This is a genomic window from Mycobacterium paraffinicum, from assembly GCF_001907675.1.
Classification (GTDB): domain Bacteria; phylum Actinomycetota; class Actinomycetes; order Mycobacteriales; family Mycobacteriaceae; genus Mycobacterium; species Mycobacterium paraffinicum_A.
Genome location: NZ_MPNT01000019.1, coordinates 19,333 through 38,157, shown reverse-complemented (window position 1 = coordinate 38,157; position 18,825 = coordinate 19,333). Strand labels below are relative to the sequence as shown.

Here is an 18,825-nt window from a genome sequence, read left to right as displayed (position 1 = left end):
TGGCGCACGCCAACCATGTTCTTCTGCCGGCGGATACGGACGCGCAACCTGGCTGGGATCTGCGTGACCGGCTGGCTGCGGTGCGCCGTGACGCCCACCGAGCGCCGCCTCCGACACTCCCTGCGGTGGGCGGCCCAATTGACTTGAGGAACCGTAGCTTTCGCTGGGCGTCCCCTGCTGATGGGGACCGGCCTGCTGCGCCCACGGAGGTGGCGGAGGGGTGTCTTGGCCCTGGGGTGCCAAGGTGCCCTCCGGGGGCGAAAACCGCGGCGGCTGCCAACCCGGGGCTTGTTGGGGCGCCGAAGACGGCGCCGGCGTCGCATCCTGGGCGGGGAGCCCAAGAGCGGCCTCCGGGGGTGAAAACCGCGGCCGCCCATCATCGCTCGTCGGTTCGCCGCTGTTGTTGGGATGGCTGGGCTCAACTGCGCCTGGCGCGGGCTGCGTCTCGGGCGGCGGACCTGCCGCCAGGCCATTGAAAAAGTCGCGTTCCTCACGCTCATGCGGACTTGTCATACCGTGTCCCCTCGTCACCAGACGTATTCGAATTTCGCTTAGCGCCACATAATTTGGCCACAGCGCGACAGTAACAACCACGGTTTTCATCCGTCTACAACGGACACCATATTCGCCTGTATCGAAATTTTATGTCCGCTGATGAGTCGCCCAGCCGCGTCCCGAGGGCAAAGTTTCGAGCAGCTCGACCACAGCCGTGTGGATTGCGTGATCGGCGCCGGGCAGCAGTGTGGTCCATTGCCTGCCGTCAGGACCAACGCTGTTGCTGACAACGACGCGGCCGATCAAGGTGTCAGCCACGGTCACCGCCATCGGCGCCCGCGCCGGGCCACTGATAGAGAATTCGGCCGCGCCGATAACCGCGCGGGTGGTGCCCCGGTCGGCGACCGCTTCGACTAGCCGCGCCTGGGGAACTGAAAGTCCAACCTCTACGAGGCCCGCGATGATGTCGATGGCGGGGTTGGCCTGCCAGGCCGACAGAACTGTATTGAGTACCGCTGCTTCGCTATTGATGCCGTGGAATTGGGCCGGGTCGGCCGGCCCTATCGTGTCGACGACGACGTGCGCGATCTCGGTCCCACCCAGCGGGGTGACCACAACCTCATCGCTGGTGTCTTGGCCCGGGCGCCAGAGCCGCGCGGCGGCCACCCACGCGTTATCGCGCCGGCACAATGTCACAACTCGCTGGGGAGGCCGCTGGGCGTACCACCGTGCCAGCGCCTCGGCGGCCTCAATCGCGTCCTCCGGGGCGGTGAAGACCGCTGGTGGGCCTTCAAGCCGCTCCGGTCGGATCTCGGGGCGGGTAATCGTCACGTCAATCTCGACGTCGGGACGCCCCAAGGCCCGCACCCAAGAGGCCACGCTGGGGTCAACCTCGCCGCCCTGACAAATCCCCGCGTTTTCGAGCACCTCCATCCCGGGGTGAGCCGCGATGGTGGCCTGCACCGCCCCAATGGGCCGGATCTTGAGGGCAGGTGGCAATTGAGCCACACCGCAAAGCGCGGCTGTCAACCACAAACCTTCCGACGTGGTCGACAGCCGCGCTGCAACCGCGGTTCCGGTCTCGGTCACAAGCCCCGGAAACCAGCCTGGACCGCGTGGTCGGTGCCCAGCGCATTCGTCGACGCGTGCCCCTGGGCCTGTCCATGGCGCTCGATCGTGGTGAACACCGCCTGGAACGCCTGATCGATCTCGTGCATGGCGACCTGGGCAGCGTCAGAACCATGCTGCGTCCAGACTGTGGCGACCTGGTTGATTGTTCCCATGGCCCGGGTACGCAGATCGTTCATGTGAGCGACCAGCTGCGCCTGGGCCGACACGTGATCGGCGATCATGGCGTGGTCGTAACGCATTGAATCCATAACCATTCTCCTCTGAAAGTCGTTCGATGTCTGAAAGATTGGCCGCGGTCAGGTCGACTGGATGGAGCCCAGCGCCGCGCGGTTCTGCGCGTTCGTTTCTTGGTACTGGTGCGCCGAGCGCTTCATTATGTCGATGACGCTCTGAAACCGCTGGCTGACCTGTTGGCCGGTCCGGTTGATGTCCTCGGTGGTGGCCATGGAGGCCAGCGCCGCATCACCACTAAACCCAGTACCGGTGAGGTTCTGGTTCATGGTGACATAACGGCCCAACGCCGACAGCACCTCTTGTTGAATGTTCGACAATTGACTTGCGCCCGAAAGCATCTGGGCGACATCGGCGTTCAACGCCATGATGGTGTATCTCCTTCACTAGCAAGTGGTTACCGCTGGTTCGATCAGTTCAGCAATGACCCGGGCCCCTGCCGGGAGTTATCCTCCCTGCCCGACGTGGACCACGCCCTCAGACGTGAGCACCGGCGCCGCATGCGCGGAGGCCGGTAGCGTGATCGTCTTATCCTGCTCGCTGACATCGGCATATTCACTGCCGCGTCCGGAGCGCCCCGTTGCCGCCATGGGTCCATACATTCCGGGCGCCATGGCTCCTCTGCCCGCTGCCGCGCCGCTTCGCAGTCCCGCAGCCGGTTGCTCGTCTGTTTCAGCGCCATCAGCCACGTCGGCCCACCAGCCGCCCGGCACGCCCACAGGCCCACCTAGCCCGCCAGCAGACGGTTTCGTCAACGCCGCGGCAACCGCTGACGCGCCCCCGGCGAAGCCGCCGTTGGCGCCACTTAGTCCCGACCACGGTGCACTGGCTGCGCTGAATCCCGGTGCTCCCCCGGCTGGGGGCCCACCCAATCCACCGGACATTCCACCGGTCAGCGCCGACAACGGGCCCATCAGGCCGCTTAGTTGGCCACTGGCACTCGACGGGAGCTGCCCCAGTGACTCCAGTGGTGAACTGAGCGAACTCATCATTTCGGTTGGCGCCTGGGTGAGTTGGCCGAGCAACGACTGTCCAGACTCTTCCAGGGGCGGCTGACCGCCTTGACCCGCCTGCAACGGTGGAGCTTTTCCCTGCGGCGCGTTACTCGTGACGCCCTGGCCGGTGCCCGTCGTTGCGGGCACGCCCTGCCCCGCGGTCGTGCCGGTGGTCGCTGGCTGCGGTGCCGGGGTTTGCCCACCAGTGGGCGACCCTGCGGCCTGCACGCCTGCTCCCGTGCCGTTGAACACGCCGCTCGAGATCCCAGTGGCCACGCCTGTGCTGATCCCACTGCCAGCCGACACCACTCCCCCACCGGCGCTAATGCCCGACCCTAAGGCCTGCACGCCAGCACCAACCCCGTCGCCGACCAACCCTGCCAAGCCGGCCGTCGCCCCCAGCGGATTGCTCATATCAGGCAACGTCGGCAAGGGAACGGTCAGCGCGCTCACGACAGGGGCCATAGCGCCCAAGTAGCCGACCATGGCCCCGGCGTTCTGCGACCAATACTCCCCATATTCAGCATTCGCCTCGGCGATCGCTGGGGTGTTGATCCCCATGAAATTTGTTGATTCCAAAGTGGCCTCGCGGACCCGGTTGGCCACCACCACTTCATGAGGAATGGTCGCGGACACGGCCGCGCTGTACGCAGTCAACCCAGTTTGGATGGTGGCCGCCGCAGTCTCTGCATGCAGCCCGGCGGTCTGCTGCCAGGCCGCCATCGGCGTGGCACTATCGAGCATCCCCATTCCGCCAGAGCCCTGGAAAACCGGCGCGGTCGCGATCGCGGTCACCGACTGCTGCATCCCTTGCTCGAAGTGCGTGGCCGCAGCAGCCGTGTAGGCGGTGATCTGTGGGACGTGCGCCGTTGGACCCGCGCCCATCCTGGTCAACCGAAATGCGTTGATCTCTGGTGGGATACCCCAGTACATCAGTGCACCGCCGCGCTACAGCGACAGCAGCGCCTTGCCGACCGCATCCATAGCGGTGTAGGTGGCCGCCGACGTAGCCACGGTGGCTGCGAACGCCTCCCGCTGAGCCACACCTAGAGCACCTGCCGCCAAGAACTGCGCGCCGTGCGCGGCGATAGCTTGAGCGAACATTGCCGACACTTCCTCGCCGCCCATCGGCAGCACAGCGCCCATCGCTGGTGCCCCAGCGGCAAGAGTGGCCGCCGTGGTCGCCCCGCCTGCGCCCTCTGATGCTGCCTGCGCCGCCAGCGCCGGCGCCTCAATGAACATCATTGCAATCCCACCCCTGTCCACATATCCCATTCGCCCCACGAGCAATAAAGCCGCCGTTTGATGCGACGATAACCGCCCCCAGGGACACCGGCAACCAAACCTCCGACATTCCACACAAGGCAACACCCCCTGTTTCCCGACACCCTCTACGGCGCCGCTCACCTGGCGAAATACCGCCACGCATCACCGAGCGACAAAGGCCCATGCCGACGCATGAATCGGTCCAGATCGACCGCTTAATCAGCTACTGAACCGCCCAGCACGAACTGCGCAGCCGCACGCGCACGCTCCTCGATGGTTTTCAGCCGCAGAATCGACTGCTCGGCAGCACCGGCGGCCGACCGCGCCTCCTCGGCAATCTCGGTGAGCCGCGCTGCGACGAGCTGGGCCGAGCGAGTCACCGGCGCGCGTGGACCCGGTAGGGGTTGGCCGGCCAACAAGGCCGCACACGTCCCGGCCTCCCAGCCCAGCGCCGAGCCGATCCTATCCAGCGTGGCCGCACGAGACGGGACCATGCCATGGTTGATCAGCCGCGAGATCGTAGGCCGCGCCACGCGCGCCAGGCGTGCCAGATCATGTTTGGACAACCCCTGTTCTAAGCGGGCTTGTTCCACCGCGTGGACGAGCAGCCACGCGGGGTCATCCTCGCTCAATGGGCGCTCGCCGGGAACGCGATCTGCACCGGCGCCACCATCCGGTCAGTGACGTACAGGCCACGACCGGGGTCAGCTGGCACGGCTTTCGTTTTGCCGACGATCGGCCCTTCATCAGGGTCGCCGTCCATTACCACGACAGGTGCTTTGGCCTTGAGCAACTCCCCGATTATCGGATTGGTCAGCGTGCGGCCCCACTGAGCGATCCGCCGCGACACGACCAGGTGCAGGCCGACCTCTTTACCCCGCGCAATAAACCGCGCCAGCGGGCCCAACGGGTATCCGGTTCCTGCCACGAACCCACCAGTGTCCCAACTAGCAAGGGTCTCTTCACGATCGATGAAGACAAAGATCTCTGGCCCGCTCCAACGCCGCGTCCCCGCAGCCAACTCCGCCTGGCTTAGGTCTGTCATCGGCATACGTTCAGTCAGGATCGCCCCCAGGCTGTCACCCAAGGCACGCACCTGGTCCTCCCGGAAAACGTAGGCGCCCAAATGTTCACCTTCGACCACGCGCAGCAACTCATTATGAGGGTCCACCACATAGATCTGGGCCTGCTCGGGCCCGTACACCCGCATCACAGCTTGGGCCACCGTGGCCAACCCGCTCGACAATCCACATTCAGGCCGACCGGTAAGCAGCAGATGCGGGGTCGCAGCGAAGTTCGCGACCGCCGGCTCCAAACCGATTTCTGAAATCCCGAACGGCACGACACCACTCCAGTCGACCCCACCCGGCCCATGCTCACGCTGCTCCCATTGCGCGAAGACCTCGTCGATACCGACGATTTTGGGCAGCATCCGTACCCGCGCGGCCGCACTGTCAGGTCCAGCGAGCCGCTGAATTGGCTCAACGGCTGCTGCCACGTCGGCGCGCCGCCCTTGCACGGTTATCTCCGGTAACCCGGCCTGAAAATGGTACCCCTCCATCGTCGTGCCGCGGCCCCTGATCTTGACCACGTTGACCTGCTCGACCTCACCGCCAGTGTCGTCCTCTTCGTCGAGGAACATCTTCTGCTCCCCGAAGGGAACGTCGCGCGCGACCTTCACATTGTTGACCGTCATGTCATCGTTGTCACCGAGCTTGAGCTCCACGTTGCTGGTGAAATTCTTGGTCATTCCTGACGGGAATTTGTTGGCCACCCAGCCACTGGTCGACACAATGGCGTGCACCCCAACATCGGGTCCTTTAGCCAAGATTCGTTCCACGTCAGAAACCAACAGCTCCCAGTTCTTCACAAACGTTGGCCAGCCATCGATCACCAAAAACACATCGCCGAACGAGTCTTGAGGCACCTCACCTGGCACGCCGCCAAATTTGCGTTCACGCAGCTTGGTTAGCGTCAGACCTAGCTTGGTGAACGCCTGCTCGCGCTGATCGATCAGCGCCAGCATCTCGGCGATGATTCGTTTGACCTGCTCGGGGTCCACCTCGCGTGCGAAACCACCGACGTGCGGCAAACCAGCTACCAGGTTGAGGTCCGGCCCGCTGAGTGCGATGACGTAGAACTGAAGCCGCCGAGGATGATACAACAAAGCGGCACCCGAGATCATCGTCGCGATGGCCACCGTCTTACCCGATTGCCCCATACCAATGACCGCGCAGTTACCTTCGGCCAGATTGGGCGCATAGACAAGCTGGCGGTGGTCGCGCGGCCTGTCTTCGATCCCGACCGGAAACATCAGCCTCGAGAGCTCGCTTTGGGCCGAGCCATAGTCGACATCCCACGGTTGGCCCCGCAACCGCCGCACCAGCTCATCAGCAGGGACCGGCTGCAGCGGCGGCAGCCACATCGCTTGCAGTGGAGGAAGATTCAGCCGATTCAAGCAATCCACCGTTGCCTGCACCTGTTTGACGGTGCGGCCATCGGCGCCAATGATGGCGCGTGGTTCCGGGATTTTGGTCTGCTCGCCCTCGCCGTCGCGGGCCATCTGCAGAGCAGGCATACCGACCGCCTGGAACTCTTGTGGCTCAAGGTAACCGGCTTCCTGCCTGGCCGCAGCAGCTGCTGCCCGTTGGGGCGGTACATAGCTCTTGAGCACGAACGCCGTCTGAAACCTCGTCAGGTTCTTGTTGGCACCTACCTTCAAAAGCCCAGCCCCAGCAGGTTTTTTGGGCAGATGATTGGCCTCATCGCTACCCAACACCTCGTGGGAATCGGTGTCGCCGACAGTTCGCAGCGCCACCCGCACCGGGATGTTACTCATGATGCCGCCCTGCATCTGGTGGCCCAGCCGCTGCGACCCCATCACGAGGCGAAGCCCCTGCGAGCGGCCCTGGCGGCCGACCTCGTCCATGACCGCTTTGGCTCCGTCATGTTCAGCGAACATCTGCGTGAACTCATCGACAATCAGCAGCAGGTGCGGCATCGGCCGCAACTTCTCCTTCTTGTGAATGCGCAAATACTCATATTCAGCGATGTCACTGACCCCAGCCCGGTCAAGCCAAGACTTGCGGCGCTCCATCTCGCCGTAGAGGACATCTTCCATCCTCACAATCCACAGGCGATCGTTACGCAAGTTGCTCATCGCCGCGACGCAGTGCGGGAATCCCGCCACCAAATGCGCCAACGCACTACCCTTAAAGTCAAACACCGCGACCTTCAACGAGTCTGGCGAATGCGTCAAACACGCCGACGTAATCAACGCCGTCAAAAACACCGATTTACCACTCCCAGTCGTGCCGACGACGACGACGTGATGGCCCATCCCCTCGAACTCGTGAGTCTCCTTCAAGTCGAGGGCCACGGGCTGTCCATTGCGTGGATCAATACCGATCGGGAACCGCATCCACTCCCGACCCCACTGCAATTCGCCCTCGTCGTCTTGCAGCGGCGGACCCAGCCGCGTCGCCGCCCAGGCCTCCTCCACATCGATATCGCCCGGATCAGCGTGGCCGAGAATCTCATACAGATCCACGACCTTCGATGCGGCGGCAGTCGAACTTTGCGTTACCCGCGAATCTGCATGGTATCTAGCCATTTTGCGCGCAAACGCGACCGCGGACGCCGTGTCCAGCGTATCGGGGAGCGCGAAAAACCCCTCCTCGTCATATGCCCCGTCGCGCTTGACATGCAATGTGAACTCAGTTGTCATCCGCCGCGCCCTCCTTGACCACTACACGCACAAAGGTCACGCCCGCGACCCCCCCAACGCCCCTGCGATTCAACGTGTCCCATTCACTATCCACACGGAGCTGGTCGTTGATCACAAGCCAATGCGGACGTACCCCGTCCGCGGCGCCAGGGTCCCCGTAATTCTTTCGAGCGCCATGCAATTCGTGACCAACCGCCGCATCCATCGCCGTCGGCGACGTCCACACCATTCGCAACGGCCCGCCACTATCAAAGAGCTTGTCGTGTTGGCAATGCGGCAACCACTTGACCCAATCCCATCGTGCTGGTTCGTCGGTGACGACCATGACTTTCAAGTCCTGCGGTGAATGGAAGCAGGCCGCCTGACAAATCATCGCCCGCACCACACCGTGGACTGTGTCCGGACCATCCTCACCCACCAACGTCATCAGCGGAATCACCTTGAGCGACAGCGGTTTAGCGATCCCACTAATCTTGGACTGCTCCAACAAAAACTTGCGCAGCGCGTCATAGCAGACTGGCTCATAATCGGCCGACTCCCCCAACCGAGGCTTAGCCAGCTTCTTCGCCAAATCCGAAGTACCGGTTCCGAAACGGACAAAACCAAAGTGCATCGCCAAGTCCTCAGCAGAACCCGATCGCTCCCACATCCGCGGCGACCCGACCAACCCACGCAGCATCGCCGGTTCGGGATGCAAGAACTGGTAATTGGCGAACTGACGCTCGGCGTCACTTTGAATCACATCACGTGTCTGGTCGAGCTCGTCCATGTAGGCACGGCGCTCTTCTTCCAACGCCTGCGGAGACAACGCCTTATCACCGCCACCAAAACGGCCCTGCATAAACACCCCGGCGAACGACACAATCATCATCACCGGCACAAACAACGAAAACAAACTCATCGGCCCCGAGCGCAGCCCCGGTTGAGTCAAGATCATGGCCATCATGCCCAAAAACGCCGCGCCCATGACTGCAGGCAAAATGATCTGCGCCTTCGTCATCGGCAACCGGCGCGGCGCGATCGGAGAATCGCGTACCGACTGCATGCCGCCATCAACTTTGGGCGCCCTCAGCCGCCGAGACGGGCTGAAACGAATCGTCGACAACCTTCTCCCCCTCCTATCCGCCGGCCCGTACGTTGGTCTTCGTCGGCAACACAGCCACCGCGTCCGACGGGCTATGCACCGTCAACGCGGCCGCCCGCGACAACTCCGGTCCCGCAGGCCACACCTGCAGCATCGACCACGGCGCCGGACGAACCTGAGATAACACCAGCCCCAACGCCTGCACGCTATTGTCGTCAAACGGCACACCATAGCGCGACCCGGTGGAGCTAGTCAGCCACATCGTCTCGCGCGCAGGCGAATCCAATGCCTGACCAGTAGTGCTAACAAACGTCGATGCACCATCACCGACCAAGACCTGATTCGCTTGCACCCCGCCATTGCCGGCACCCACCAACGGCACCATCTTCGCCCGCTGATCCGCGCGGATGGGCAACCCCCGACCCGAAATCACCGCGAGCCGCGCCTGACGCTCGCTCACACTCCACTGCCACGCCACACACGAAACCGGCCGACTGCCCGCATCAACCAGGCGCACAGGCGACCGCGGATAATAATCCACATCAAGAACATGACGCAGCGGAATATGCGCCAAATGATCCGGCGATATCTGCGGCGGCGTGGCTAAACCAAACGAATCATGCTGGCGCAGCATCGAAGCCACCACAGGCGAGACCTCTTGAACCCCATCTGCCAGCACCACATAAAAGCGGTCCGACTGTGCAGCCACATCCCGGCTCGCCACCACCGCACCGACAACAACCCCCGCCCCCAAATCCACCTGACCGGGCCCACCGGCGCCAGGCACCGCGGGAACAGCCAGCGGTCCCCCCGCCGGCAACGCGTCAAAAAGGGCCCGCGACATCCCCGTCGCCTGCGCCCCGGGCGCAATCCCCAGGGGCCCGGCGACCGCGGACTGAGACAGATCAATCGGCATCCGAACACCATTAGTCACCAGGTGTACCTGCGGCCCATAAGACAACAACAAGGCCTCGCTGCCGGCGAGCTCTCCCGCCGCCTCCCCGAGCAACAACTGCCCATTGATGCCCGTCACCAACGGCGAACCACCAACCGTCGTCGGCGCCGTGTCGCACACAGCCCAGCGCGAAACCTGCGGAGACACCACCGCCGGTGTCTCCACCGGAGCGCCCTGGATCCCCACCGTCGGCCCTTTGGGCCACTTCGCAATCTCCCCCGATGCCACAAACGTCGGCCGATCCGGCGACCCAGCAATCAGCTGCGCCGACACCAGATTCAACGCCGGATACAGTCGCTTGTCGACCACCACAAACAACGCCCCCGACGAACGATCAGCAACGATCTTCGACGAGTCGTCGATCACCCCCGCCGGGCGAAACCACCCGTACACGAACGCCCCCACCACGAGCACCACACCCAACACCGCCGACAACATCAACAGCGTGCGGTGCCAGCGAACCGGATTGATCTCCATGCTCACCGAACGGCGCAGCAACGCAAACGACAAGCGTCGCCGAACAAAGAAATGACCCGAAACCTGCGTCTTAGACGCCAACTTCAACGGCACACCGGCACCGTACCGCCCCCCGCTACACCCCCGCTACCAGCACGTCCAAATTGAATGAAAACCCAGAACACCGCAGTGGCGCCAGATCGCTACAGGTACCGGGCTTTCAGGACCTTGACCGCCAGCGATCGGAGTCCGCCCCAAAAGCGAAGTCGCCCTACCCATCAGGATCGCAGCTCACTCCTGGCCGCCGACCATCTCCTCGAGTTCGGCCATCGACTTAGTAAGGCTCGCCAGCCCGGGACGACGGCCCTATCCCGTGCGACGGCCGCCATGAGGCGGCGCGCATTCTCACGCGAACCTAGCAGGTACACCGTTTCGCGCCCCGAATCGTCGTCATCGGCGTACATGGGCCCGTCCGTAACCGTGACTGGCAAGCTGAATCTGTGGTAGGTCGTCCTCGCACCATTTAACGCAACCTGCGTCGGCGCCACCAGCCGGAGTACCCTCACGACAACTGTCCTGCTCAGAGTAGGATAAATGGTATGGCGAAAGCCAAAGTGTCCGTAATGATTGAAGAGGCCGTGCTGGCGGCGGCCGATGCGGACGCCCAGGCGGCCGGGCTGAATCGTTCAGAGATGATCGAACGAGCCCTGCACAACGAGCATCTCCGAATCTCGCTCGAGAACTACACAACACACACTGTGCCAACGCTCGACATCGACGCCTACGCGGAGAAGGTCTATCAGGCGAACCGGGCCGCTGGCCTGTGATCACACCCGGAGACATCACGCCAGGCCGCGACACCAACCAGGAACTGTACGTTGTCGTACTATCTAACACGATTCACCTCGCAGCCGCCACCGGCCAGGTGATCATCTGCCCCTTCATTCCCGGTGAAATCCCCAGCAGCACAATGGCTATGATCGTCACAGTGCTGCAACCCAAAGGGGTTGTCTTACCGGAGCTCATCCAGTGGCTTCCTGTCGCGGCCCTCGACCAACCCATCGGCAATATCGGCGGCATCGCGCTCGCTGACACGACCACGACCGCCGTCACCGCGCTCATTTCCTGACCCTCAACGTACTATCCCCGATCGCAACTTGCCCCCAATCCGATAAGAATGTCCCCGAGATTGCGTGAGAACAGACACCAATTTCTCGGGCAACCCTGCGCGCGTGGCCGCGGCGGTGGATGGATGGGTGCTTCCAGCGAATACCGCTTATTTCGTCACTGTGACGACTCGGCGTCTCTCCTCCAACGATCCGGCCATCACCTCGATCGCCAAATCGAGGCCCAGCTACCACGTACTTATAAGGCGTGCTCCTATAACGGTTTTCGCCAGCGCTCGGCGGTCAATCCTGATCACTGCATCCCACGTCGCACGCCGCGGCACCTCACGCTACGCCGCAGCCGAGCTCGGATTCGACCACGCGCCATAACAATTCAAATTTGGTGCCAAAATCTCCATGGGTAGGCCGTCGCCGCAGCGTAGACCATATCCGCTACGTCGACCGGTCGCCGCTCCCAACCCTGCAGCAACTCCATCGTGCGTGCGGTGACCCACTGCGCCTGATAACGCTCGCGATCTCCTGTGGAGGCCTCCGGCCGAGGCCGGTTCGCGCTGAGGTTCACGTAGTACACGGTTGAGGCGATCCGGTACTGGTTCCATACCTCCTCCGAGATGTGGTCGCCGGTGCCCAGCACATCCCACATCTGCCGCAGATCGAGCGTCATCTCCCCCGACATCTTCACAGCTTCGATCATCTGCACAGCCAGCGGCACAACGACCTGATTTTCAACCATGCGCGTCTCAGGTTCAGTGGAGGTCGTCTGCTGAACCCGGGCATACACCTCCGGGTGCAACGCTTCGAGACGATGCATATGCATATCGTCGAGAATCGGGCGGATGTAAGCACCGTCATCGAATTCGCGTTGACAAACCGCGTATTCGACCCCTGGCACCCGACCGTAGGGGCTGTCCGCGGTTACTGCCATGGCAACCAGATGCGTTCCGCCGCGGCCGCGCAGCCGTGCATATTCGGCTAGCACCTCGGCAGGATCGGATGACCCGAACCAGCCTTCCCGAAATTGGTTGTCTACCAACTTATCTGCCGTCAACAGACGGGCAGTACGTGGCAAGAACACTCCCCGCGGAATGTAACCAAAGCCTTCGTTGGACATCACCACGCACTCGGTGGCCCCGCCAGCCTCGCGGCGAAATACGCCCACGGCCCACTCAATGCACGCGTAATTAACAATGTCGCTGTCACGACGGAGCTTGCGCGCCAACACTTTTGCGGTTGCCAGTTCGGCTGACTCCGGTCGTCCACGGTTGCGGGCGCCAGCTCCGGCGCTGACAACACTTGCCGGCACAACCACCGCCCCACCCGATCCGACCGTCGATCCAGCTGCCGGCCCGGTTGTCGGCGCGGAGCCACCCGGTGTGGCCGTGTTGCCAGCAGGGGCGACGGGGGCTGCAGCACTTGCGCCACCCGCAGCTACGGGGGCCGCGGGAGCGCCCATACCCGGGGGCGGAAGCATCATCGCCGCCGGTGCAGCACTCGTCGGCCCGCCAGACGTGGCAAGCCCCGGCGCTGCGGGGCTGACTGCCGGAGGGGTCGCACCTGCTCCTGTCAACCCGGCCGAAGGAACGCCCGCACCCGAAGTCAGCCCTGCCGCTGGAGTTGCGGCTGCTTGCCCTGCGGCCGGCGTTCCAGTGCCGGTCGCAGGCGGCAGCGACCCCAACGCCGATCCGGCTGAAAGTCCTTGGGAGAACGCCGGTCCCAACTGTGCCGGTGCCCCGGCTGCTGGTGCGGCATTAGCGGGCAGGTTCCCCAGCCCGGCAGCCTGAGTACCGGGCAGCTGCCCCATACCGCCGGGCAGCCCGCCCAAGCCCCCACCAGAGCCCAGGCCTCCCATGCCACCCCCACCGGGCATCGATCCAAGTCCCCCCGTCATCGACGTCAACCCCGGCGGGAAACCAACAGACTGAATCCCGCTGCCACCACCACCCGGCATCGGCATCTGCCCGGCACCCGGATAAGGGCTCCCCATCACCGCAGGAGTGGATCCTGGTCCCGTCGTCGCCGGCTCGCCGTCCTCGCCCTTCGCTGCACCACTGTGGCGCGGCGTGTGCCCATTACCTATTCCCTGCGGATTGCCAGTGCCGTTGGGGTTCGCGGGGTCGCCGTTGTCATCACCTAGTCCGGAGCCCTCTTTGCCTGTGGGTACGGCTATTCCGCCTCCGCCGCTATGGGGCAAGACGGGGTCTTGAGGTGCCGGACCGCCTAGGCGTGAGGTAAGAGCCGTGATATCGGTGCCTGCAGTGTGCTCGAAAACTCCGGCCTTGGCTGTAGCGGCTCCTACCGCGCTGGTCGTCAGGGCTCGGGCGTGCGTGTGCCAGCGCGCCGCGATCTCCTGCTGTTGTATCGCGTTCTTGGCCTGCGACAGTTCAGCATTGGCTTTCATCAAGACGTTCCGTTGGGCGGTTTGCGCGTCGCGGTAAACGCCAGCGACTCCGTTGAAATAATCTGCCGCCGCGTTGTATATCTCGACCATCCGGCCGTAGTCTGCGGCCAATTGGCGATTCTTTTCGTGCCCAGCTTCCCAACCGGGCGATTGTGCGGCCTCTTCGCGCATCGCATTGGCGGCTTTGAGCTGCTGCTGCAGCTCACCGACTTTCTCCGCCAACGCCGCGTAGTGCGCCGCTTGGGTCTCCAACGGCTCTGCTGCTGGCGGCACCATATCCGGGGTGATGATGATGTTCCCAGCGATACTGGTTGCGGGCACATCCGCCACGGCTCCCTCTTCCTCACACTACCGGCAAGCGGCGTTTACCTTGTCTTCTGCGGTGTTTGCACGACCGATCGCGGCGTTTCGCAAGCTGCCCTTGCGATGCGTGGTGGCGTTTTCCATGTCCGAGCTGGCCGCAAGGTAGTCGTCGATCCCTGAGCGGATCGTTGCCGGTGTATCGGCGGGCAGTTCACGGCGCAGGTATGCGCTTTCCACCAGGATTACCCGCGCCTCGTTGGCCAAGGCCTCTTGGGTGCCAGGGTCATTCCAGTCGGCTGGAGCGTGGGCCACCGCGTTCGTGGCCGCGTCCATTGCTGTCGCGGTAATCCCCCACACTTGGCATGCCTTTGTGCGTGCGGCTGCCACCTGGTCGGAACTCGGGGCAGGTGGTGACCACGGCGCAACCACCGTACTGACGGGAACTTTGGATGGCGTCATCCACGCTACTGCGGCAAGGACGGCGGCTCCGACCGCAACGACTAGCGCCGCCGCCGTGCCCCCCACCGCCCCGCGGCCGGGCCCCGCCGGTGGCGGAAGCTGACGTGGCGGGAAAGCGGGTGGGAGCGGTGTCCCCGCTTGGGGCGAGTGCAGGGTGGCGGTCATATGCTCACCACCGGTGTCAGGTCCTGAGCGTTCTGGTTGTCGGTCTGAAGGTCTGCGGTCAACGATTGATCGTTGCGTTGAGCCACCTTTCCACCGCGTGGCGCCAGCGCGGCACCGGCTCCCGCGACTTGCTGGTTCACACCTGCGCTTGCTGCCACGCTCGGCGCCCACATTGAAGCCGCGTGAGCCCCCCCGGCTGCCGTGGCCGCCGCGCCATGGGCCGCGTGCTCGGGCACGGTCGTAGCAAACTCGACCGTTGCCGAACCGGTCAGCATGTTCGCCGACTCCGCCGCAGCGGGAATGACCTGCAGAATGTCATCGGTTCGCATCACTCACACACCTTGTCGAGTCGATCTCCCGCACTTCTAAGCGCTAACACGAACGGCTGGGCATCGTGGTCGGACAGCTCGCGGGTATTGGCGTCGACCAACCGAATTACTGCGGTGACATATTCATTGGTCGCGTCTAGCACGTTCTTCGGGGTAGCCGGCGGAAGATGCTGTTGGATGTACTGCGTCTCCAGTATCACCACAAGCTGGAAGTTGCCCAGTGCAGGATGGTATTGAGGCGATTGCCGGTCTCGCGCAGCGTCGAAGAAGTTCTTTTGAGCAGCAATTATCGATTTGTCCGCCGTATCGCTGGCGTCGCAGGCTTCCTTCTTGGCCGCCGCCACTTGCTCCGGGCTGTAGCTCACCGGCGGTGGGGGTGGCGCCATCACCGTGGTGGTTGTCGCGGCCGGGTTTGATGCGGTCAACTTCATCGCACTCATCACCGTTGCGCTTAACGCCAGTAGCAGCGCGAGCGCCAGCATTACCCATACCGCCAGCCAGCCCGGCCCGCGTCTGCGGTACACCGGTGGCGGTGCAGGAGCTTGTGGGGGTGGCACGTAGCTGGGCGGTGGTGGCAACACCGCGGCACCGGTCGGCACACCGACCGTACTCGTGGAGGTGGGCGGGCCGCCGGTCGCAGCGGGGTAGCTCGGCTGCCCAACTGCCTGCGGATTCATGCAATCAGCGTACTGTCCTGCGGCGACATCGGGCTACCGTTGGACGCGAATCCAAGACGAAACCGGTGCTCAGGTGGCAGTCCAGATCTCACTTTCGGGATTGATGAACGCTTGCACAGCAGCGTCGAGCGCTTCCTGGTCTTGGCCGCCTCCCACGCTCGCTGTTTCCTCGGCCGCGGCGTTGACTGCCTCGTCGATCGTGGTGTTGATCAGCTCGGCCAAAGCCCCGTGTGAGTAGCGGGTGGTGCAGCCCTGCGCCAGCGACAGCGAGGTGAGTTGTCCTTGGGAGTTCACCGACAACACGACGTCGCCATCGCCGCCGATGGCTTCCAGGTCGATGCCATCCATCTCCTCGAGCAGCTTGGAAAGCATCGTCGACACCCGTTCCATGCGCGCTATGACACTGGCGGTTAAATTCTTATCCGCCTGGTAGCCGTCATACTCGTACACCGTCACGGGGCCTCACCATCGTCGTCGGACGCAATTTCATCCTGCAGGTCGGGCAGGGCCATCGACACCGAATCGAGCTGGGCCATCACTTCAGCGACCAGATTCTGATCGGACTGATAGCCGACGCACCCATTCACGCTCACTGGTCATCACCGCTGCCCGGGTCGCGGTCGACGCGTCGGCTGCGTGACCGAACGGTCACCGTGCGCTTCGGCCCGTCTTTGGGGTAGGCAGCGGCGTCAACGGTGGCCGTGTGCCGAATTGGGTCTCCCCGTTCGCCTTTGATCGGCTCGGAATTAGGGCGCGATGGCATCTCGATCGACTTGTCCGGGTCCTTTACCTTGCGCTTGGCCGCCCCGGCGCCAGCGCCCATGCCCCCCATCGGGGGCATGAACATTGGGGAGCCGCCCATACCGCTCTCAGCGGCGGCAGCGGTGGGACTCGGGGTGGCGCTGGCCCCCGCCAACGGGGGCGAGGTGGGGGAACTCATTCCGGAGATCGCTGAAGCCGCCGGCTTGAGATCTGCGCCGCCGCTGGCCGCCGGGGCGGTAGCGCCGTCGTCACCACCGCCTCCGCCGGCACCGCTGCCCAGGGAGTCTGCTGGCTCAATTTTGGCCGCGTCGTCCAGCCCGTTCTTGCCTGCCATTCCTTGTGCCAAACCTGCAACGCTCTGGGTGGCTTGCTGGGCCAATCCCTGCAGCTCTTGGCCTAATTTCTGCGGTATCTGGGTGGCCATCCCGACCCCGGCGCCCAGCAGGCCGGTCAACATCGGCGGCAAAGATGAGGCCATTCCCGGCATCGCACCCGTTCCCGCAGGCGCTAGCGGGTTAGCGGCGGGATCACCATCGCCTGCATTGAGACTCTCGTCGAGGCCGGCGGGGTCGGTGTCGGGGTCGACGTCGCCGGCGTGGGTGGTGCCCGGGTGATCGCGTGTCGGTTTTGGATCCGCTCCCTGCTGAGTTGGAGACGGCGGGGTGTCCCCTTGTCCGGCACCAGGTTCCACGATTGCTGGGGCTGGCGGTGGCCCCGGCGGAGCCTCCGGTATCGTCTCGCCGGTGTGGTAGCCAGCGGCCACAACCTGGGTGTGGTTCGTTAACTGGGTCAAATTCGTGTGTGCCTTAGACACCGCGGCCGCCGATCCCGGACTGGGATAAGAGCTGTTGAGTGCGATCGCGTTGTGGAGCTCGCGGTGACGGTTAGCGAACTCCGTGGTCGTCGGAGTCGCCTGCTTGGCTTGTGTAAATCTGTTCTTGTGGCTGCCGGCGAGCTTTCCAACGGTGTCGGCATGGCGGGCCATCTCCTGCGCCCAGTCCGCGTAACGATTCAACGCCGCCGAAATACGCGGTCCTGCTTCCCCTTTGAGATGTTCACTGACCGTGGCCGCCCCGCGGCGGGCCGATCGCGCGGCAGCGCTAAATCCTTCTGACAGTGCCGCACAGTCGGCCACAAACGCATCCCCGGCAGCGGGCTGACCGGCTTCCATGATCGCCGCCGTCGTTTCGGCTGGGCGGGGTCCCGGCGGGGCGATCGGCACATCAGGCGCAACAAGATTCACCGTCACCGCCGGGGTGAAGCCCGGCGTGGAGGGTGCAGGGTTACCTTGCAAGCTCACCACCGCTTGATTGGCCTGGTCCATCTGCCCATACGCGACTGCTGACTGGGTTATCGCCTTGGCGCCGGCCGCAAGGACCGTCGACCCGTCAGCAGCTCGCGATGCCATCACCGCCGCGTGCTCACTGAGGCGGGCAGCCACGCTCGTTGATGTCTCATCGGTGGCCAGCGGAGGGTGCACCGGCGACTGCGCGCCGAGCCTGGCAAGGCTGTTAGCGGCGGCGACCAGCCCCGCGACCGCACTCTGCAGTCCGGCAACATCGACCTGCAGCACTGCGGTCCTCCCTCCGTGTTCTAGCTGACGTTGCGACGAGTTCTCTCAGAAATCGATCAGGGCCTCATAGCTGGCAACCTGATCCTTGGTGGGCAACGCACTGGACACGGTCACGTGTTGAGCCTCCCACTCCTGACGCAGCGCCAACTGCGAGCGTAAATGAGCCAGCGTGTTCAATTTGATGATGCGGTTAGCCAGTTCGGCGTCGCTGAGCTGCATCGCCGCCGCCTGAAGCTCCACGCCTAACGAGTTGCCGCTGCGGCCCACCGCCACCACGATCGACTCATCGCGGCTTGCGACCTCGAACACCACGGTGTCGTAGTCGGTCGACGGCGCTTCAGACATGTTGCTAATCCGTGGAAATCGTCAAATTGGCACGGTTGTCAGCGTTCATCTCCGCCATGCGCGCCGCGGCGGCGCGAAGCTGCTGCGCCATGGCCCCGTGCCGCTCTTGTTGGTCGCGCAATGCGGTCTCGCGGTCGTTGACCGCGGCCACTGCAGCACGACGCGCCTCGTAAAACAGCGGTCCCCACGATTCGGCCGCAGCCACGGTGCGGGCATGGTCAGCACGGGCCTGCCCGCACGCCTCGGCGGCGCGTTCGTGGGCGATCGCCCATCGGATCAGGTCATCGGTGTTGACCTGCAAGGCCTGCTCATTCACGGTCATTACGGTACTCCCTCACGTTGCAGTA

The 18,825-nt window shown here is 63.9% G+C and carries 20 protein-coding genes and 1 pseudogene; 2 read left to right on the top strand and 19 right to left on the bottom strand.

The window, feature by feature from the left end:
* Window positions 1–642 precede the first annotated feature (642 nt).
* The 10 genes and pseudogenes from BRW65_RS19710 to BRW65_RS32360 all read right to left on the bottom strand — a co-directional run.
* A complete protein-coding gene (locus tag BRW65_RS19710) occupies window positions 643–1,524 on the bottom strand; it encodes an ESX secretion-associated protein EspG (protein WP_157859019.1) in 882 nt (293 codons plus the stop codon).
* 56 nt (window positions 1,525–1,580) lie between these two features.
* The gene (locus BRW65_RS19705) at window positions 1,581–1,874 is read right to left on the bottom strand and encodes a hypothetical protein (protein WP_042910680.1); all 294 of its coding nucleotides are present in this window, start codon (window positions 1,872–1,874) and stop codon (window positions 1,581–1,583) included.
* Window positions 1,875–1,922: 48 nt separating this feature from the next.
* Window positions 1,923–2,225 carry a WXG100 family type VII secretion target gene (locus BRW65_RS19700; protein WP_007172153.1) on the bottom strand — a complete coding sequence of 101 codons (303 nt, stop codon included), beginning with the start codon at window positions 2,223–2,225 and terminating at the stop codon, window positions 1,923–1,925.
* A 78-nt stretch (window positions 2,226–2,303) separates the two neighbouring features.
* Complete coding sequence (locus BRW65_RS19695; protein ID WP_007172152.1) at window positions 2,304–3,785, bottom strand: PPE family protein; 1,482 nt, start codon at window positions 3,783–3,785, stop codon at window positions 2,304–2,306.
* A gap of 15 nt (window positions 3,786–3,800) precedes the next feature.
* Window positions 3,801–4,097 carry a PE domain-containing protein gene (locus BRW65_RS19690; protein ID WP_040624290.1) on the bottom strand — a complete coding sequence of 99 codons (297 nt, stop codon included), beginning with the start codon at window positions 4,095–4,097 and terminating at the stop codon, window positions 3,801–3,803.
* Between the two features lie 236 nt (window positions 4,098–4,333).
* Window positions 4,334–4,750 (bottom strand): helix-turn-helix domain-containing protein, encoded by a 417-nt coding sequence (locus BRW65_RS19685; RefSeq protein ID WP_007172150.1) that lies wholly within the window; start codon window positions 4,748–4,750, stop codon window positions 4,334–4,336.
* Window positions 4,747–7,845, bottom strand: coding sequence for a type VII secretion protein EccCb (gene eccCb, locus BRW65_RS19680; protein ID WP_007172149.1), 3,099 nt, complete (start codon window positions 7,843–7,845; stop codon window positions 4,747–4,749). Before eccCb ends, BRW65_RS19685 begins: the two co-directional genes overlap by 4 nt.
* Window positions 7,835–8,890: a hypothetical protein gene (locus BRW65_RS31395; RefSeq protein WP_007172148.1), complete on the bottom strand. Its 1,056-nt coding sequence runs from the start codon at window positions 8,888–8,890 to the stop codon at window positions 7,835–7,837. The genes eccCb and BRW65_RS31395 overlap by 11 nt, the downstream gene beginning before the upstream one ends.
* A 73-nt stretch (window positions 8,891–8,963) precedes the next feature.
* Window positions 8,964–10,454: a type VII secretion protein EccB gene (gene eccB, locus BRW65_RS19670; protein ID WP_007172147.1), complete on the bottom strand. Its 1,491-nt coding sequence runs from the start codon at window positions 10,452–10,454 to the stop codon at window positions 8,964–8,966.
* 177 nt (window positions 10,455–10,631) lie between these two features.
* Window positions 10,632–10,804 (bottom strand): annotated as a pseudogene (locus BRW65_RS32360) (type II toxin-antitoxin system prevent-host-death family antitoxin); the annotation flags it as partial.
* A gap of 135 nt (window positions 10,805–10,939) precedes the next feature.
* On the opposite strand from BRW65_RS32360, the gene BRW65_RS19665 reads away from it, so the two are divergent.
* Entirely contained in the window at window positions 10,940–11,167 is a 228-nt protein-coding gene (locus BRW65_RS19665; protein WP_007172145.1) for a ribbon-helix-helix protein, CopG family, read from the top strand.
* On the top strand, window positions 11,164–11,469 hold the full coding sequence (locus BRW65_RS19660; RefSeq protein WP_007172144.1) for a hypothetical protein: 306 nt from the start codon (window positions 11,164–11,166) through the stop codon (window positions 11,467–11,469). The genes BRW65_RS19665 and BRW65_RS19660 overlap by 4 nt, the downstream gene beginning before the upstream one ends.
* A 371-nt stretch (window positions 11,470–11,840) precedes the next feature.
* Here BRW65_RS19660 and BRW65_RS31810 read toward each other — a convergent pair whose 3' ends face one another.
* The 9 genes from BRW65_RS31810 to BRW65_RS19620 form a co-directional block, all read right to left on the bottom strand.
* Window positions 11,841–14,195: a hypothetical protein gene (locus BRW65_RS31810; protein ID WP_007172142.1), complete on the bottom strand. Its 2,355-nt coding sequence runs from the start codon at window positions 14,193–14,195 to the stop codon at window positions 11,841–11,843.
* Between the two features lie 18 nt (window positions 14,196–14,213).
* The gene (locus tag BRW65_RS19650) at window positions 14,214–14,501 is read right to left on the bottom strand and encodes a hypothetical protein (protein ID WP_007172141.1); all 288 of its coding nucleotides are present in this window, start codon (window positions 14,499–14,501) and stop codon (window positions 14,214–14,216) included.
* A gap of 287 nt (window positions 14,502–14,788) precedes the next feature.
* Window positions 14,789–15,121, bottom strand: coding sequence for a hypothetical protein (locus tag BRW65_RS19645; protein WP_033717256.1), 333 nt, complete (start codon window positions 15,119–15,121; stop codon window positions 14,789–14,791).
* Entirely contained in the window at window positions 15,121–15,798 is a 678-nt protein-coding gene (locus BRW65_RS19640; RefSeq protein ID WP_101930854.1) for a hypothetical protein, read from the bottom strand. Before BRW65_RS19640 ends, BRW65_RS19645 begins: the two co-directional genes overlap by 1 nt.
* 69 nt (window positions 15,799–15,867) lie before the next feature.
* Entirely contained in the window at window positions 15,868–16,254 is a 387-nt protein-coding gene (locus tag BRW65_RS19635) for a YbaB/EbfC family nucleoid-associated protein (protein WP_007172138.1), read from the bottom strand.
* Window positions 16,251–16,391 (bottom strand): hypothetical protein, encoded by a 141-nt coding sequence (locus BRW65_RS31805; RefSeq protein ID WP_007172137.1) that lies wholly within the window; start codon window positions 16,389–16,391, stop codon window positions 16,251–16,253. Before BRW65_RS31805 ends, BRW65_RS19635 begins: the two co-directional genes overlap by 4 nt.
* Window positions 16,388–18,133: a PPE domain-containing protein gene (locus BRW65_RS19630; protein ID WP_007172136.1), complete on the bottom strand. Its 1,746-nt coding sequence runs from the start codon at window positions 18,131–18,133 to the stop codon at window positions 16,388–16,390. The genes BRW65_RS31805 and BRW65_RS19630 overlap by 4 nt, the downstream gene beginning before the upstream one ends.
* 45 nt (window positions 18,134–18,178) lie before the next feature.
* Window positions 18,179–18,478 carry a DUF2694 family protein gene (locus BRW65_RS19625; protein ID WP_007172135.1) on the bottom strand — a complete coding sequence of 100 codons (300 nt, stop codon included), beginning with the start codon at window positions 18,476–18,478 and terminating at the stop codon, window positions 18,179–18,181.
* Between the two features lie 4 nt (window positions 18,479–18,482).
* The gene (locus tag BRW65_RS19620; RefSeq protein ID WP_007172134.1) at window positions 18,483–18,800 is read right to left on the bottom strand and encodes a type VII secretion target; all 318 of its coding nucleotides are present in this window, start codon (window positions 18,798–18,800) and stop codon (window positions 18,483–18,485) included.
* Window positions 18,801–18,825 lie beyond the last annotated feature (25 nt).